The following is a 15142-nucleotide window of genomic DNA, read 5'->3' as shown; positions in this document are numbered from 1 at the left end:
TATCCGTGGCGAGGGCGGGCTTGCCAACCGTTCAGACGGGTTGGCGGACCTGCGGGCCTCATCGCGGGCAAGCCCGCTCCCACATTTAAAGGTATTCACAATTCAAACTGTGGGAGCGGGCTTGCCCGCGATGGCGATCTATTTATCAATACAAATCTACCGGGTCTACATCCAACGACCATCGCACCTGTCGGCCGCTGGGCATTTGCTCCAGGGCAAGCAACCAGCTACTTAACAGCCGATGCAGCGGCGCGCGGGACGTCGCCTGCAAGAGTAGCTGAGCGCGGTAGCGACCGGCGCGGCGCTCCATGGGCGCGGGTACCGGGCCAAGCAGCTCGATGCCGCTCAGACCCAAGTCGCCGAGCAATCCTTCGGCAGCACTGCACGCTTCATCCAGAAAACTTTCGGCTTGCCCCGGTTTGTGCGCTTCGGCTCGTAGCAGGGCCAAATGAGAGAAGGGCGGTAAGCCAGCGGCGCGGCGTTCGCTCAAGGCTTGTTCGGCGAAGGCAAAGTAGCCTTGTTCTGTCAGCTGGATCAGCAGTGGGTGGTCGGCCAGGTGGGTCTGGATAATCACCTTGCCCGGCTCTTCGGCACGCCCGGCACGGCCAGCGACTTGCACGATCAACTGCGCCATGCGCTCGCTGGCGCGGAAGTCACCAGAGAACAAACCCCCGTCTGCATCCAGGATGGAAACGAGGGTCACCCGTGGAAAGTGGTGCCCCTTGGCAAGCATCTGCGTGCCGATCAGGATGCACGGGTTGCCTTTCTGGATCGTGGCAAACAACTGGTTCATCGCGTCTTTACGCGAGGTGCTGTCGCGGTCGACCCGTAGCACCGGGAAGTCCGGGAACAGAATGCCGAGGCGTTCCTCGGCGCGCTCGGTGCCTGCGCCGACGGGCCGCAGGTCGACCTTGCCGCACTGCGGGCAGTGGCGCGGTACACGTTCTACATGGCCGCAGTGATGGCAGCGCAGTTCGCCGTAGCGTTGATGCACGGTCATGCGCGCATCGCAGCGTTCGCATTCGGACATCCACCCACAGTCATGGCACAGCAGCGTCGGCGCAAAGCCGCGCCGGTTGAGGAACACCAGCACTTGCTGCCCGGCCGCAAGCGTCTGGCCGATGGCCTGTTGCATCGGCCCGGAAATGCCGCTGTCCAGCGGGCGGCTTTTTACATCCAGACGCAGGAAGCGCGGTTGCTTGGCCCCGCCTGCGCGTTCGTTCAGGCGTAGCAGGCCATAACGGCCGGTGTAGGCGTTGTGCAAACTCTCAAGGGACGGCGTGGCCGAGCCCAGCACGATCGGAATATCTTCCTGGCGCGCCCGCACCAGCGCCAGGTCGCGGGCGTGGTAGCGCAGGCCTTCCTGCTGTTTATAGGAGCCGTCGTGCTCCTCGTCGATGATGATCAGCCCGGGGTTTTTCATCGGGGTGAACAGCGCCGAACGGGTGCCGATAATAATGTCGGCCTCGCCGTCCCGCGCCGCCAGCCAGGACTCAAGGCGTTCACGGTCGTTGACCGCCGAGTGCACCAAGGCGATGCGTGCGTTAAAGCGCTGCTCGAAACGCGCCAGGGTCTGCGGGCCCAAGTTGATCTCGGGGATCAGCACCAGCGCCTGTTTGCCGGCCTGCAAGGTTTCGCGGATCAACTGTAAATACACTTCGGTCTTGCCGCTGCCAGTGACGCCGGCCAGCAGGAACGCATGAAAACTGTCGAAACCTGCGCGAATGGCTTCGTAGGCGGCGCGTTGTTCAGGGTTGAGCGGCAGTTCCGGCTGCGCCAGCCAGTGTTCGTGGCGCGGGTCGGGGGCATGCTTGCGGATTTCGACCTGCACCAAGCCCTTGGCCAGCAGCAGGTCGAGGCTGTCTTTGCTCAGCATCAGCTTGCTGAGCAACTGATGGGCCACGCCATGGGGGTGCTGGGCCAGGGTGACCAGGGCTTCACGCTGGCGTGGGGCGCGGGCGATGCGCGGGTCGTCCAGGCGTGCATCGGGGGCCATCGACCAGAAACGTTCCTGGCGTGCTTCGGCCAATTCGCCCTGGCGCAGCAGCACCGGCAGCGCCCAGCTCAAGGTGTCGCCCAGGCTGTGTTGGTAATACTGGGCCGTCCACAAGCACAGCTTGAACAGCGCGGGCGGCAGCGGCGGCGTGGCATCGAGGAGGGCGATGGCTGGCTTGAGCTTCTCGGCGGGCACTTCGCTGTGGTCGGCGACTTCCACCAGGATGCCGATCATTTCGCGCCGCCCGAACGGTACACGCACGCGCATGCCCGGCTGCAACTGCGCCCGCAGCACGCCGGCCGGGGCCCGGTAGTCGAACAGGCGGCGCAGGGGCGAGGGCAGGGCGAGGCGCAAAATGGCGTCGGGCACGCGGGGGTCTCATATAAGGCAGGCGGTGGCGCAGGGGCGGGAGCCTAGCAGACGAGGGGTGGCTTGGGGTAGCCGATGGTTTTCTGATGAAAGGAGGGTTTGGGGCCTAAGCGCCGCTTGCGCGATCAAAAAGGTCTGGTAGAATCCGCGGCCTAATTACGTGCGGTATTCGACAATAGTGTCGAGTGGCGGCACGCTAGCCCGAGGAAGTGCCATGAAAGCCGATATCCATCCAGCGTACGAAACCATCGAAGTAACCTGCAGCTGCGGCAACAAGTTCGAAACTCGTTCGAACCTGTGCAAGCCACTGGGTACTGACGTATGCAACGAGTGCCACCCGTTCTACACCGGTAAGCAGAAGACTCTGGACACCGGCGGCCGTGTACAGCGCTTCGCAGATCGCTTTGGTGCTTTCGGCAAGAAGCCTGCTACTCCAGCAGAGTAAGGCTCAAAGGCCTTATGGGCTTTTGCAGGCTGTTGAAAAAGGCGTCCCTTTGGGGCGCCTTTTTTGTGCCTGGGTTTTGGCTTTTGGCGGCTCAGGGCGAGGTGTTTTGCCCGGCGCCGGCTTCCCTGGCTCAAGTGCACGTGCAGCGCGTGGTGGATGGCGACACGGTGCGCCTCAAGGATGGCCGCAGCGTGCGCATGATCGGTATCAACGCTCCGGAAACCGGCAAGCAGGGCCGCACAGACGAGCCCTATGCCGTGGCCGCTCGCCAGCGCTTGCAGCAGTTGATCGAGGCCGGTGATGGCCGTGTGGGGCTCGCGCTTGGGCGTGAGGGTAGAGACCGCTACGGCCGCACCTTGGCTCATCTCTATGGTGCTGACGGCGAAAACCTTGAGGCACGGCTACTGGCTGAAGGCTTGGGGTTTCAGGTGGGTGTGGCGCCCAATGTCGATCTTGTTGCCTGCCAACAGGCTGCCGAGAACAGTGCGCGAAGGGCGCGGCTGGGGCTGTGGCGGCAATCGCCGGTGCAAGAGGTGGCGCAACTCAAGCAATCGGGTTTTGCGCTGGTCGCTGGCCGTGTGAACAAGATCGAGCGCAATCGAGGTGGTATCTGGATCGAATTGCAGGGTTCACTGGTATTACGCATTGCACCCGATCTGGCCGGTAAATTCGATAGCGGCCTGTTCAGTGGTCTGCAAGGCAAGCGTATCGAGGCGCGTGGCTGGGTGCAGGATCGTGGCAAGCGTGGGGGTACAAAAAGCGACCAGGCACGCTGGTTGTTGCCACTCACCGACCCCAGCATGCTTAAAACAACGAATTAATAAAAAATTGTAGACATTTTTTTATGTGATTGTGAACAGTTGAGCCCTTGTATCCCGTGGCCTTAGACCAAAGTACGTCGCTTTGGGGCCTTGACACCGGTGACTACCCAGTCTTGTAGGGACTTTACGACACGCGTATCCTCGGCGGTCCGTCGACCAACAGTAAAAGCGGAATGCCGATATGTCTGATTTGAAAACTGCCGCTCTCGAATATCATGCCCATCCTCGTCCAGGAAAGCTGAGTGTAGAGCTCACCAAAGCCACAGCCACTGCCCGCGACCTGTCGCTGGCCTACAGCCCTGGCGTGGCCGAGCCCGTACGTGAAATCGCCCGTGACCCTGAGCTGGCGTACAAGTACACCGGCAAAGGCAACCTGGTTGCAGTGATTTCCGATGGCACCGCGATTCTGGGCCTGGGTAACCTCGGCCCATTGGCTTCCAAGCCCGTCATGGAAGGTAAAGGCGTGCTGTTCAAGCGCTTCGCCGGCATCGATGTTTTCGACATCGAAGTCGATTCCGAGAGCCCGCAGGCGTTCATCGACACCGTCAAGCGCATTTCCATCACCTTTGGTGGCATCAACCTGGAAGACATCAAGGCACCTGAGTGCTTCGAGATCGAAAAGGCCCTGATCGAGCAGTGCGACATTCCGGTATTCCACGATGACCAGCACGGCACCGCAATTGTTACTGCGGCCGGCATGATCAACGCCCTGGAAATCGCTGGCAAAACCCTGGCTGATGCCAAGATCGTCTGCCTGGGCGCTGGTGCAGCGGCTATCTCCTGCATGAAGCTGATCGTCAGCATGGGCGCCAAGCTCGAAAACATCTACATGGTCGACAGCAAGGGCGTGATCCAGTCCGAGCGTACCGACTTGAACCAGTACAAGGCGATGTTTGCCCACCCGTCCTCCAAGCGCACCCTGGCTGACGCCCTGGACGGTGCTGACGTGTTCGTCGGCCTGTCCGGCCCGAACTTGCTGAGCGCTGAAGGCCTGAAGTCGATGGCGGCCAACCCGATCGTGTTCGCCTGCTCCAACCCTGATCCAGAAATCTCGCCAGAGCTGGCTCACGCCACTCGTAGCGACGTGATCATGGCGACCGGCCGTTCGGACTACCCGAACCAGGTCAACAACGTACTGGGCTTCCCGTTCATCTTCCGTGGTGCCCTGGACGTTCGCGCCAAGCGCATCAACGAAGAGATGAAAGTAGCTGCCGCCAACGCCCTGCGTGAACTGGCCAAGCTGCCGGTGCCTCAGGACGTGTGCGACGCCTACGGCGGTGCCAAACTGGAATTCGGTCGTGAGTACATCATCCCGAAACCAATGGACAAGCGCCTGATCACCCTGATCTCCGATGCCGTGGCCAAAGCTGCCATCGAGACCGGTGTGGCCACCCTGCCGTATCCGAAGAACTACCCGCTGCAAAGCGTGGATGATGTGTTCAACGGCTAAGCCGTTGTAGCGCACCAACAAAAAGCCCCGGCTCGTGAGAGTCGGGGCTTTTTGTTGTGTGGCCTTTTACTTGGGCTGAACGCAGATCCAAATGTGGGAGGGGGCTTGCCCCCGATAGCGGTGTGTCAGCCAGTAGATCTGTTGCTGATACATCGGCATCGGGGGCAAGCCCCCTCCCACTTTTAGATCCCATTGGCTTGGGGTTTGGGTCAGAAGAGATCGATCGGCGCCGCCTCATCCGCCGGCAGCGGGCTACCCGGTGCAACGCCATTGCCCAGCTCATTGACCGACGGCGGCGTGTCTTCGCTCTTGAACAGTTCGAAGTACGCGTTCGGGGTGCTAGGCGAGGCCGCGCGGCCGCTGACCGGGTCGATCCGCAGGCTGAGGATGCCTTCCGGTTCCGGTTGGGTGTGCAGTGGTTTGTCCTTCAGGGCTGCGCCCATGTAGCTCATCCAGATCGGCAGCGCCACGGTGCCACCGAACTCACGGCGGCCGAGGCTTTCCGGCTGGTCGTAGCCGGTCCATACGGTGGTCACGTAATCGGCGTTGTAGCCGGAGAACCAGGCGTCCTTCGATTCGTTGGTGGTACCCGTCTTGCCGGCGATGTCCGCACGGCCCAGGGCCAGTGCGCGGCGACCGGTGCCCTTTTTGATCACGTCTTGAAGGATGCTGTTGAGGATGTAAGTGGTGCGGCCATCCACAATGCGCTCGGCCACCGCAGGAGTCTGGGGCTCGGCGGGGGCAGCGTTGGTGGCTGGCGCGGCACCTGGCGTCGGTTCGATGGTAATGCCGCCATTGCTTGGCGCTGCCAGGCCATCAGTGGCTGCCACGCCGTTGACCACATCACCCGGCACTCGCGGCGGGTTGGCGGTGAACAGGGTGTCGCCGTTGCGGCTTTCAATCTTGTCGATCAGGTACGGCGAGATCTTGTAGCCGCCGTTGGCGAACGTGCTCCAGCCGGTGGCGATTTCCATCGGTGTCAGGGTTGCGGTACCCAAGGCCAGGGACAGGTTCGGCGGCAGGTCCGACTTGGCGAAGCCAAAGCGCGTCATGTAGTCGATGGTCTTGCCCACGCCCATTGCCTGCAGCAGGCGGATCGACACCAGGTTGCGCGACTTGTACAGCGCCTCGCGGATGCGGATCGGGCCGAGGAAGGTGTTGGTGTCGTTTTTCGGGCGCCAGACCTTATCCAGGTACTCGTCGACAAACACGATAGGAGCATCGTTGACCAGACTGGCGGCGGTATAGCCGTTATCAAGCGCTGCGCTGTAGATAAATGGCTTGAAGCTCGAACCCGGCTGGCGCTTGGCCTGGGTTGCACGGTTGTAGTTGCTCTGCTCGAAAGCGAAACCACCCACCAAGGCGCGGATGGCGCCGTTTTGCGGGTCCAGGGACACCAGGGCGCCCTGGGCCAGCGGCACCTGGCTGAACTTGAGGCTGTCGTCTTTCTGGCGTTGCACGCGGATCAAGTCACCCACCTGCGCCACGTCCGACGGCTGCTTGGGCATCGGGCCCATGCTGTTGGTGTTCAGGAAGGGGCGTGCCCACTTCATGCTGTCCCACGCCACATGGGCTTCGCCGGTGCGGGTCAGCACCTGCACGCCATCTTTCTTCACCTGGGTGACGATGGCCGGTTCCAGGCCGCTGATGGCGCGTTGCTTGCCAAGCTCGGTGGTCCAGGCGCTCAGGGTCTTGCCCGGCAGGCGCGATTCAGGGCCACGGTAGCCGTGACGCTGGTCGTAGGTGATCAGGCCGGAATGCACGGCGGTGTTGGCCATGTCCTGAGTGTCGCTCGGCACGGTCGTGGTGACGCGAAAGCCCTCGGTGTAAGCCTCGCTGCCATAACGGCCGACCATTTCGGCGCGGGCCATTTCGGCGATATAGGGGGCGTTCACTTCCGGTGTCGGCACGTGATAGCTGGCGTTCAGAGGTTCGGATACGGCGCTTTCGTAAGCGGCCTGGTCGATTTTGCCCAGCTTGTACATACGGCCGAGAATCCAGTCCCGTCGCTCTTTGCTGCGTGCCGGGTTGGCCAGAGGGTTGAAGCGCGAAGGCGCCTTCGGCAGGCCGGCAATCATTGCCATCTGCGCCAGGCTGGCGTCACGGATGGACTTGCCGTAGTAAACCTGGGAGGCGGCCTCGATCCCGTAGGCACGGTTGCCCAGGTAGATCTTGTTGACGTACAGCTCCAGGATTTCGTCCTTGGTCAACTGACGTTCGATCTGTAGGGCCAGGAGGATTTCAGTGGCTTTACGCGAAAAACTGCGTTCGCTGGTGAGGAAGAAGTTCTTCGCCACTTGCATGGTGATGGTGCTGCCACCGGATTGAATGTGTCCGCTTTTTACCAGTTGTGTGGCCGCACGCACCAGGCTGCTGGGGTCGACGCCATAGTGGTTGGCAAAATTATCGTCTTCGGCCGAGAGCAGTGCGTTGATGAAATTGGGCGGAATATCGGCAAAACGGATCGGTGTGCGGCGCATTTCGCCGAACTCCGCGATGAGTTTTTCATCGCTGCTGTAGACCCGCAAAGGAATCTGCAACTGGATACTTCTGAGGGCCTCTACGGAGGGCAAACCCGGACTAAGGTAGAGGTAGGCACCGCTGAGCACGAGCAGCAGCCCGCAGACAATCGCGACAATGGAGTACCCGAAAAACTTCAGCAGACGAATCAAGGCTTTTGGATTTCCAGAGAAAAGAAAGAGTTAGGCGTCGGGGCATGCATGGCAAACGATGGATCAACCCGAGCTGCAGATAAAAAGCGGGAAAAAACGCTGGGCATTAAAGCATTTTTCGACTTGGGGCGTCATTCGCCCCTCTCCAACATGTCGACAGAATGCGTGGCATCCAGCGGTAATCAGGCGGTATGACAGGCAAAGTTTTGGGGAGTTTTATGCGAAAGGGATTTTTCACACGAAAAGCCGACATCCTCTTGGGCGTCGATATCAATGACACGGCCATCCGGTTGGTTGAGCTGGGCCGTTCTGGCGATGGTTACAGCATTCAGGGCTATACCACCCAGGCGCTGCCCGCCCACGCGGTTATCGAAGGCGCCTTGCTCGATCTTGAAAGCATAGGGTGCGCGCTGCATGCCGCGCTGCCTCGGCTACATACGTCGGCCCGAGGCGTGGCAGTCGCGGTGGCGGGGCCTTCGGTCATTACACGGGTCATCGAGATGGCGGCGGGGCTTAGCGAGGACGAGATGGCGTTGATGATCCAGGTCGAGGCAGAGCAGTACATTCCGTATCCACTGGATGAAGTGGCTATCGACTTCCACATTCAGGGTCGCTCGCCCCTGAACCCGGCGCGGGTCGAGGTGTTGCTGGCGGCTTGCCTTAAGGAGCATGTGGAGACCCGAGAAGCGGTTTTGGCCTTGGCCGGGCTGGTGCCGAGGGTGATCGACGTCGAAGCATTTGCATTGGCGCGTGCTAGCGGTCAGGATTTCGCCAGCTTCACGCCGGGCCATCGAGTCGATGGTGCACAATGGGCGGTGGATGCCCAATCGATGGGAGTTGCTTGCGGGTTGGCCCTGAGGAGTTTCGCTTGATGACACGAATCAACCTTTTGCCTTGGCGCCAGGCGCTGGCAGAGCGGCGACGCAAGTATCTCCTCGCGTTCTTGCTGGCGTTCGCCGGTGTGGCGCTTGCGGCCGTATGGCTGGCGGACCAGGTGATCGACCAGGCGATTGATCGGCAGGTAACGCGCAATGATCACTTGGGCCGGGACATCACCGTCCTGGACTCACGCATCAAGACCATCGATGACCTGCAGGTGCAAAGCCAGCAACTGGCAGAACGTATGAAGGTCGTACAGGACCTGCACGACGGCCGCTCTGCAGGGGCGCAGTTGTTGGAGCAGTTAGCCCGCGCAATGCCCGATGGCGTGCATCTGCATGAGGTGGTTGCGAAGGGTGACACGGTAAGCATCAGCGGCAGTGCCGAATCCAGCCAGGATATCGCCCAGCTGATGCGACGGCTGGAAGCCACCGAGGGCGCCCACGCCACGCGCCTGCAACATGTACGCACCGAAGGTGCTCGCGGCAACAACGAATTCCAATTGATGGTGCGTCAGGGAGAATCCTCCGAGGTTCAGCCGTGAGCCTGCCCAGGCTCAAACTTCTCGCACTTATTCACAACGCTGCAAAATGGCCCCTTCCAGGCAGGGCCCTGCTGGGCTGTGCGCTGGCGGCTGTGGTGTGGGTGGTCGGTGACGTGGTGTATCTGGGCCCGTCGCGAGAGCGGTTGCAGCAGGTCGAGGCGCGGGAAGTGGCCCTGCAGGAGCAAGTTGCGCAAAAGACAGCCGGGGCGGCTCGTCTCGAAGAGCGCAATCTGCGGTTAATGATCACGCAGGAAAAGGTCGAGAAGTTTTGGCGACAGTTGCCGGCTGAATCTCGAATGCCTGACTGGCTGGAAGACATCGCAGGCCTGGCGCTCTCCAATGGGTTACTGATCGAGAGTGTCATGCCACTGGATGAGCGATCCGGCGCGCTCTATATCGAGCAGCCGGTGCAGGTTGGTGTGGTGGGCGCTTATCACGACCTGGCGATGTTCGTGAGTGCCTTGGGTGGTCAGTCGCAAATTGCCACCACGCATGATGTTGCCCTGCGGCCTGACGGCAGGCTGCTGCGCCTCGATCTGCTGGTCAAAACCTATTGGCGCACGCAGCAGGGTGGCCGGGCCGGTGAGGCTTATGCGCAAGATCAGGCGTTTACCTATGATTCATCCGGCTTGCGCGATCCTTTCCAGCCGCTGGCGATGCAGGTTGATCACGCGCCGGGTCGCCTGGCCCGGGCACCAGACCTTTCGCGACCGCGCGGCCTTCTGGAAAGCGTTGCAGTAGAGCAGTTTGAAATGGTCGGTACGCTGTCCCGCGGCTCACAGACCTTCGCCCTGCTGCGTGCAGCCGCCAAGGTGCACCGCCTGGCAGTCGGCGATTACCTGGGGCCAGACCATGGTCGGGTCACGGCTATCCATGAGGGCTATGTCGAACTGCTCGAACTATTCCCCGACAAGCAGGGCGCGTGGATCGAACGCCCGCGAACCCTGGTGTTAAACGTCAACTCTTAACGGAATCAATCCAATGAAAAGGACTTTCTCGTCCTTCGGTGTGGCGCTATGGATAGCGTTCACGGCACCGATGGCTGCTGCTGTGCCCAATCGCATCGACCTGATCCATCTGCCGCCTCCCGACAGTGCGGTTGCCGGCGTCTACTCAGGCGACAAGCTGAACCTCAACTTCCAGAACATCGAGTTACGCACGGCGTTGCAGCAAATCGCCGATGTGGCCGGCCTGAATCTGGTCGCCGGCGATGATGTGCAGGGTTCGGTCACCCTACGGCTCAAGGATGTGCCTTGGGATCAGGCGTTGGACCTGGTGCTGCAAGCCAAAGGTCTGGACAAGCGCGTAAAGGCCGGCGTCTTGCTGGTGGCGCCCGCTGAGGAGTTGGCGGCGCGTGAGTTGCTGATCCTTGAATCGCGCAAGCAAATGGCAGAGCTGGCGCCATTGCGCCGGGAGCTGTTGCAGGTCAACTACGCCAAGGCGTCGGACCTGGCCAAATTGTTCCAGTCGGTCACGGGCTTGGAAGGCGCCACCGATGAGCGCGGCTCAGTGGCAGTGGATGATCGTACCAACAACATCATTGCCTATCAGACGGGGGAGCGGCTTGAAGAGCTGCGGCGCATCGTGGCGCAACTGGATATTCCCGTGCGCCAAGTCATGATCGAGGCGCGGATTGTCGAGGCCAATGTCGATTACGACAAAAGCCTGGGCGCACGCTGGGGAGGGCGGTTCAACCGTGGCAATTGGGGCGCTGGGGGTATCACCAAGCCCTTGGCCGAGGGGGCGGAGCCGCCGGAAAGCCCGCCCAGCTCGCCGTTTGTCGATTTGGGGTCGTTGACCGGTACTTCGGGCCTGGGCTTCGCCTTTATCACCGACAACCTGTTGCTGGACCTGGAGCTGACGGCCATGGAGAAATCCGGCAATGGTGAGATCGTCTCGCAGCCCAAGGTTGTTACCTCCGACAAGGAAACCGCCCGCATCCTCAAAGGCACCGAGATCCCGTATCAGGAGTCCACCTCCCAGGGGGCTACGTCGGTGTCATTCAAGGAGGCTTCCCTGTCGCTAGAGGTGACGCCGCAAATCACGCCTGATGATCGGGTGATCATGGAGGTCAGGGTGACCAAGGACGAGCCCGACTACCTGAACAAACTCAATGACGTGCCCCCCATCAAGAAGAACGAGGTCAACGCCAAGGTGCTGGTCAAGGACGGCGAGACCATCGTGATCGGCGGGGTTTTCTCTAATACCCAAAGCAAAGTGGTAGATAAAGTGCCATTTTTTGGCGATGTGCCGTATCTTGGCCGCCTTTTCCGGCGCGATGTGCTGGCGGAGAAAAAATCCGAGCTGCTGGTATTCCTGACTCCGCGTATTATGAATAACCAGGCGATTGCTGTGAGTCGTTGATTCTGTGCGAAATTTGATTCTTGTAGGACCGATGGGGGCTGGAAAAAGCACCATCGGCCGTTTGCTGGCCAAAGAGCTGCGCCTGCCATTCAAAGATTCCGATAAGGAAATTGAAGTGCGCACGGGTGCCAATATCCCATGGATCTTCGATAAGGAAGGCGAGCTGGGCTTTCGTGACCGCGAGCAGGCGATGATCGCCGAGCTGTGCGGCCTCGACGGCGTGGTATTGGCCACCGGCGGTGGCGCAGTCATGCGCGAAGAAAACCGCCGGGCGCTTCATGCTGGCGGTCGGGTGGTCTATCTGCATGCTTCGGTCGAGCAACAGGTGGGGCGTACTGCCCGCGATCGCAATCGCCCGTTGCTGCGCACGGCCAATCCAGAGAAAACCCTGCGGGACCTGCTCACGTTGCGTGATCCGCTGTATCGGGAAATTGCCGATCTGGTGGTCGAAACCGATGAGCGGCCGCCGCGGATGGTGGTCCTCGATATTCTTGAGCGCCTGCAACGGCTGCCACCCCGTTAAAGCCAGGCCCGAAATGCGCTATTCTCGGCGGCGCGCCATCAGCCTTAAAGGTATGGCGTAGAGCCATTAGGCAACGCTGTATTTCGGCGTGGCCGGTAGTCACAACATCTCTAACGCGGGGACACATGCAGACACTTAAGGTCGATCTAGGCGAGCGCAGCTACCCCATCCATATTGGCGAAGGTCTGTTGGACCAGCCCGAGTTGCTCGCGCCGCACATTGCCGGGCGGCAAGTGGCGATCATCTCCAACGAAACGGTCGCGCCGCTGTATCTTGAGCGTCTGAGCCGCAGCCTGGCGGCGTATTCCGTGATCTCGGTGATCCTGCCTGACGGCGAAGCCCATAAGAATTGGGAAACCCTGCAACTGATCTTTGATGGCCTGCTCACTGCTCGCCATGACCGCCGCACCACTGTGATCGCCTTGGGCGGCGGTGTGATCGGCGACATGGCCGGTTTCGCGGCGGCCTGCTACCAGCGTGGCGTGGATTTTATCCAGGTGCCGACTACCTTGCTCTCCCAGGTCGATTCGTCGGTGGGTGGCAAGACCGGTATCAACCACCCGCTGGGCAAGAACATGGTCGGTGCGTTTTACCAGCCCCAGGCGGTACTGATCGACACTGCAACGCTCAACACCCTGCCGCCGCGTGAGCTGTCTGCGGGCCTGGCGGAGGTCATCAAGTACGGGCTGATCTGCGACGAACCGTTCCTGGCCTGGCTGGAAGAACATGTCGACGCGCTGCGCAACCTCGACCAGGTGGCACTCACCGAAGCGATTTCCCGCTCCTGCGCCGCCAAGGCGCTGGTGGTGAATGCCGACGAACGGGAGTCCGGTGTGCGGGCCACCCTGAACCTCGGTCACACCTTCGGCCATGCGATCGAAACCCACATGGGCTATGGTGTGTGGCTGCATGGGGAGGCCGTAGCGGCTGGCACAGTGATGGCGTTGGAGATGTCGCAACGCCTGGGCTGGATCAGCGCCCAGGAGCGCGATCGTGGTATCCGTTTGTTCCAGCGCGCCGGTCTGCCGGTCATCCCGCCTGAGGAAATGACCGAAGCGGATTTCCTCGAACATATGGCAATAGACAAGAAAGTGATCGACGGTCGACTGCGACTGGTGCTGCTGCGCCACATGGGCGAAGCGGTAGTGACCGACGATTATCCAAAAGAGATTCTACAAGCCACGCTGGGAGCGGATTACCGTGCCCTGGCTCAGCTGAAAGGTTAATGAGATCCCGATGACTAGTTTGCATGCCGACGAGGCGTTCCTCGGCCATTACCAGTTAAGCCACGACCCTTTTGCTCCGCGGGTGCCTGGTTTCAAATTCTTCCCGGCCCAGCGCAAGCCAGTGCTGGGGCAACTGCACCATCTGGCGCGCTACAGCCAGTTGCTGCTGGTGGTGACTGGCCCGCTGGGCAGCGGCAAGACCTTGCTGCGCCAAGCCCTGGTGGCCAGCACCAACAAGCAGTCCGTGCAGAGCGTGGTGGTGTCGGCCCGTGGTGCCGGTGACGCGGCGGGCGTGCTGCGCCAGGTTGCCCAGGCGCTGGACGTGGCCACTGCCGAACCGAATGCGATCCTCAAGCAAGTGGTGCAGCTGGGTCTGACCGGCCAGGAAGTCTACCTGCTGGTGGACGACGCCGAGCAGCTCGACGAATCCGCCCTGGAAGCGCTGCTGGCGCTGGCAGCGGGCACGCCCGAAGGCCGCCCGCATGTGTTCCTGTTTGGTGAGTCGTCGTTGATCGCCGATCTGGAGCAGATCAGCGGTGATCAAGAGCTGTTCCACGTCATCGAATTGCAGCCGTACGAAGAAGAAGAAACCCGCGAATACCTGGCTCAACGCCTGGAAGGCGCGGGGGCGGGGATCGAACTTTTCTCCGCTCAGCAGATCTCTGATATTCACGAAAGCTCCGACGGCTGGCCTGGCACCATCAACCAGGTTGCCCGCGATGCCATGATCGAAGCCATGATTGCCAGCCGCTCTGCGGTCAAGCGTCCAAAGATGGGGTTCACTATGCCTAAGAAGCACGTATTGGCTATTTCCGCCGTTGTTGTGGTCGCGGTTGCCGCCGCCTGGTTGATCCCAGGTCGCAGCAAGGCACCGACCACTCCCGGCGCGCCAACCGAACAGGCGCAGTTGCCACTGGGCAAGCCTACTCCAAACGTTGAGTTCGCCAATTCCGGCCAACCCACCAACCTGCCTATGGTCGGCCAGCCGGTGATGCGTGGCCCGCTCGCCGAAGAAGCCGGTGGCATCTCCGAAGGTGACGACGGCGTGCCGGTAGAAGGCTCCAGCGCTACGCCGCCGACCGTAACCACCACCGCGCCGCCTGCGGGCGTGCCAGCGGGTCAGCCAGCTGCCAAGCCAACCCCAGCGCCTACCGTTGCCACCGCCAAGCCTGCGCCTGTGACCAAGCCGGTCGCACCTGCGCCGGTTGCCAAGCCCGCTCCAGTGGTCAAGCCGGTTGAAAAACCAGCCACTGTCGCCAAAGCCGGTGCTGCTGGCAGCGGTTGGTACGGCAGCCAGCCCGCCAACAACTTCGTGGTGCAGATCCTGGGCACCAGCTCCGAAGCCAACGCCCAAGCGTTCGTGAAAGAGCAGGGCGGCGAGTACCGTTATTTCAAGAAAGTGCTCAACGGCAAGCCTCTCTACGTGATCACCTACGGTAACTTCTCCAGCCGCGCAGCCGCAGATTCTGCGATCAAAACCTTGCCAGCGAAGGTTCAGGCTGGTAAACCTTGGCCTCGCACTGTCGCCAGCGTTCAACAAGAACTGGCAGCAACTCGCTGAAGATCCGGCGGCCTTACCCAGGCCGCCCTCCCGGCACCTCAAAAAAAATCGCATGGCGTGCAGTCCCCTACGGACCGCGCGCTTTGTGGTGTCTGCGTCACAGTAGCTTTTGAGTCGTAGCGGTCAGAATTAAAAAAGTTTTGACTAGCACAGCATATCGCTTTAAACCTTTCATAAATGCGACATAGATTTGCGACATTTCGTCGCTAAATTTGTGAGCGTCTGTGTCGGTGTGTACAATGACCTCCCTTTTGCCCCCGCTAAGCCGGCGTACGTTCGGCGTGGAAGGTAA

At 61.0% G+C, this 15142-nt stretch carries 12 protein-coding genes; 10 read left to right on the top strand and 2 right to left on the bottom strand.

The annotated features are described in order from the left end of the window. Positions 1-145 precede the first annotated feature (145 nt). Positions 146-2365 carry a primosomal protein N' gene (locus ICY20_RS10540; protein WP_194937442.1) on the bottom strand — a complete coding sequence of 740 codons (2220 nt, stop codon included), beginning with the start codon at positions 2363-2365 and terminating at the stop codon, positions 146-148. Between the two features lie 214 nt (positions 2366-2579). On the opposite strand from ICY20_RS10540, the gene rpmE reads away from it, so the two are divergent. From rpmE to ICY20_RS10525, 3 genes are all read left to right on the top strand, one after another. Beyond that, positions 2580-2810, top strand: coding sequence for a 50S ribosomal protein L31 (gene rpmE, locus ICY20_RS10535; RefSeq protein WP_049710411.1), 231 nt, complete (start codon positions 2580-2582; stop codon positions 2808-2810). A gap of 14 nt (positions 2811-2824) precedes the next feature. Further along, the gene (locus ICY20_RS10530) at positions 2825-3631 is read left to right on the top strand and encodes a thermonuclease family protein (protein WP_194937441.1); all 807 of its coding nucleotides are present in this window, start codon (positions 2825-2827) and stop codon (positions 3629-3631) included. A gap of 181 nt (positions 3632-3812) precedes the next feature. Then, positions 3813-5081, top strand: a complete 1269-nt coding sequence (locus ICY20_RS10525) for a malic enzyme-like NAD(P)-binding protein (protein WP_122511504.1) — start codon at positions 3813-3815, stop codon at positions 5079-5081. 209 nt (positions 5082-5290) lie between these two features. Here the strand turns inward: ICY20_RS10525 and ICY20_RS10520 are convergent, their stop codons facing one another. Next, positions 5291-7753, bottom strand: a complete 2463-nt coding sequence (locus ICY20_RS10520) for a penicillin-binding protein 1A (protein WP_194937440.1) — start codon at positions 7751-7753, stop codon at positions 5291-5293. Between the two features lie 218 nt (positions 7754-7971). Between ICY20_RS10520 and pilM the strand changes: the two genes are divergently transcribed. The 7 genes from pilM (at position 7972) to ICY20_RS10485 (ending at position 14850) form a co-directional block, all read left to right on the top strand. Continuing rightward, positions 7972-8625 carry a type IV pilus biogenesis protein PilM gene (gene pilM, locus ICY20_RS10515; RefSeq protein WP_159962535.1) on the top strand — a complete coding sequence of 218 codons (654 nt, stop codon included), beginning with the start codon at positions 7972-7974 and terminating at the stop codon, positions 8623-8625. Next, complete coding sequence (locus ICY20_RS10510; protein WP_194937439.1) at positions 8625-9176, top strand: PilN domain-containing protein; 552 nt, start codon at positions 8625-8627, stop codon at positions 9174-9176. The genes pilM and ICY20_RS10510 overlap by 1 nt, the downstream gene beginning before the upstream one ends. Then, positions 9173-10144 (top strand): pilus assembly protein PilP, encoded by a 972-nt coding sequence (locus ICY20_RS10505; RefSeq protein WP_194937438.1) that lies wholly within the window; start codon positions 9173-9175, stop codon positions 10142-10144. Before ICY20_RS10510 ends, ICY20_RS10505 begins: the two co-directional genes overlap by 4 nt. 70 nt (positions 10145-10214) lie before the next feature. Beyond that, entirely contained in the window at positions 10215-11540 is a 1326-nt protein-coding gene (locus tag ICY20_RS10500; protein WP_194937575.1) for a type IV pilus secretin PilQ, read from the top strand. 4 nt (positions 11541-11544) lie between these two features. After that, on the top strand, positions 11545-12063 hold the full coding sequence (gene aroK / locus ICY20_RS10495; RefSeq protein WP_105695062.1) for a shikimate kinase AroK: 519 nt from the start codon (positions 11545-11547) through the stop codon (positions 12061-12063). 125 nt (positions 12064-12188) lie between these two features. Continuing rightward, complete coding sequence (gene aroB, locus ICY20_RS10490; protein WP_017738869.1) at positions 12189-13289, top strand: 3-dehydroquinate synthase; 1101 nt, start codon at positions 12189-12191, stop codon at positions 13287-13289. 10 nt (positions 13290-13299) lie between these two features. Beyond that, on the top strand, positions 13300-14850 hold the full coding sequence (locus ICY20_RS10485; RefSeq protein ID WP_159962532.1) for an SPOR domain-containing protein: 1551 nt from the start codon (positions 13300-13302) through the stop codon (positions 14848-14850). Positions 14851-15142 lie beyond the last annotated feature (292 nt).

Origin of the sequence: Pseudomonas pisciculturae (assembly GCF_015461805.1) — a bacterium.
Classification (GTDB): domain Bacteria; phylum Pseudomonadota; class Gammaproteobacteria; order Pseudomonadales; family Pseudomonadaceae; genus Aquipseudomonas; species Aquipseudomonas pisciculturae.
Note: the sequence above shows the minus strand (reverse complement) of the source record. Positions and strands in the feature narration are given on the sequence as shown.

Excerpts from the sequence above, each read along its gene's own strand:
- aroB (WP_017738869.1), top strand. The coding sequence starts at position 12,189 with ATGCAGACACTTAAGGTCGATCTAGGCGAGCGCAGCTACCCCATCCAT.
- pilM (WP_159962535.1), top strand. The coding sequence starts at position 7,972 with ATGCGAAAGGGATTTTTCACACGAAAAGCCGACATCCTCTTGGGCGTC.
- ICY20_RS10500 (WP_194937575.1), top strand. The coding sequence starts at position 10,215 with ATGGCTGCTGCTGTGCCCAATCGCATCGACCTGATCCATCTGCCGCCT.
- ICY20_RS10485 (WP_159962532.1), top strand. The coding sequence starts at position 13,300 with ATGACTAGTTTGCATGCCGACGAGGCGTTCCTCGGCCATTACCAGTTA.
- ICY20_RS10530 (WP_194937441.1), top strand. The coding sequence starts at position 2,825 with ATGGGCTTTTGCAGGCTGTTGAAAAAGGCGTCCCTTTGGGGCGCCTTT.
- ICY20_RS10510 (WP_194937439.1), top strand. The coding sequence starts at position 8,625 with ATGACACGAATCAACCTTTTGCCTTGGCGCCAGGCGCTGGCAGAGCGG.
- ICY20_RS10525 (WP_122511504.1), top strand. The coding sequence starts at position 3,813 with ATGTCTGATTTGAAAACTGCCGCTCTCGAATATCATGCCCATCCTCGT.
- rpmE (WP_049710411.1), top strand. The coding sequence starts at position 2,580 with ATGAAAGCCGATATCCATCCAGCGTACGAAACCATCGAAGTAACCTGC.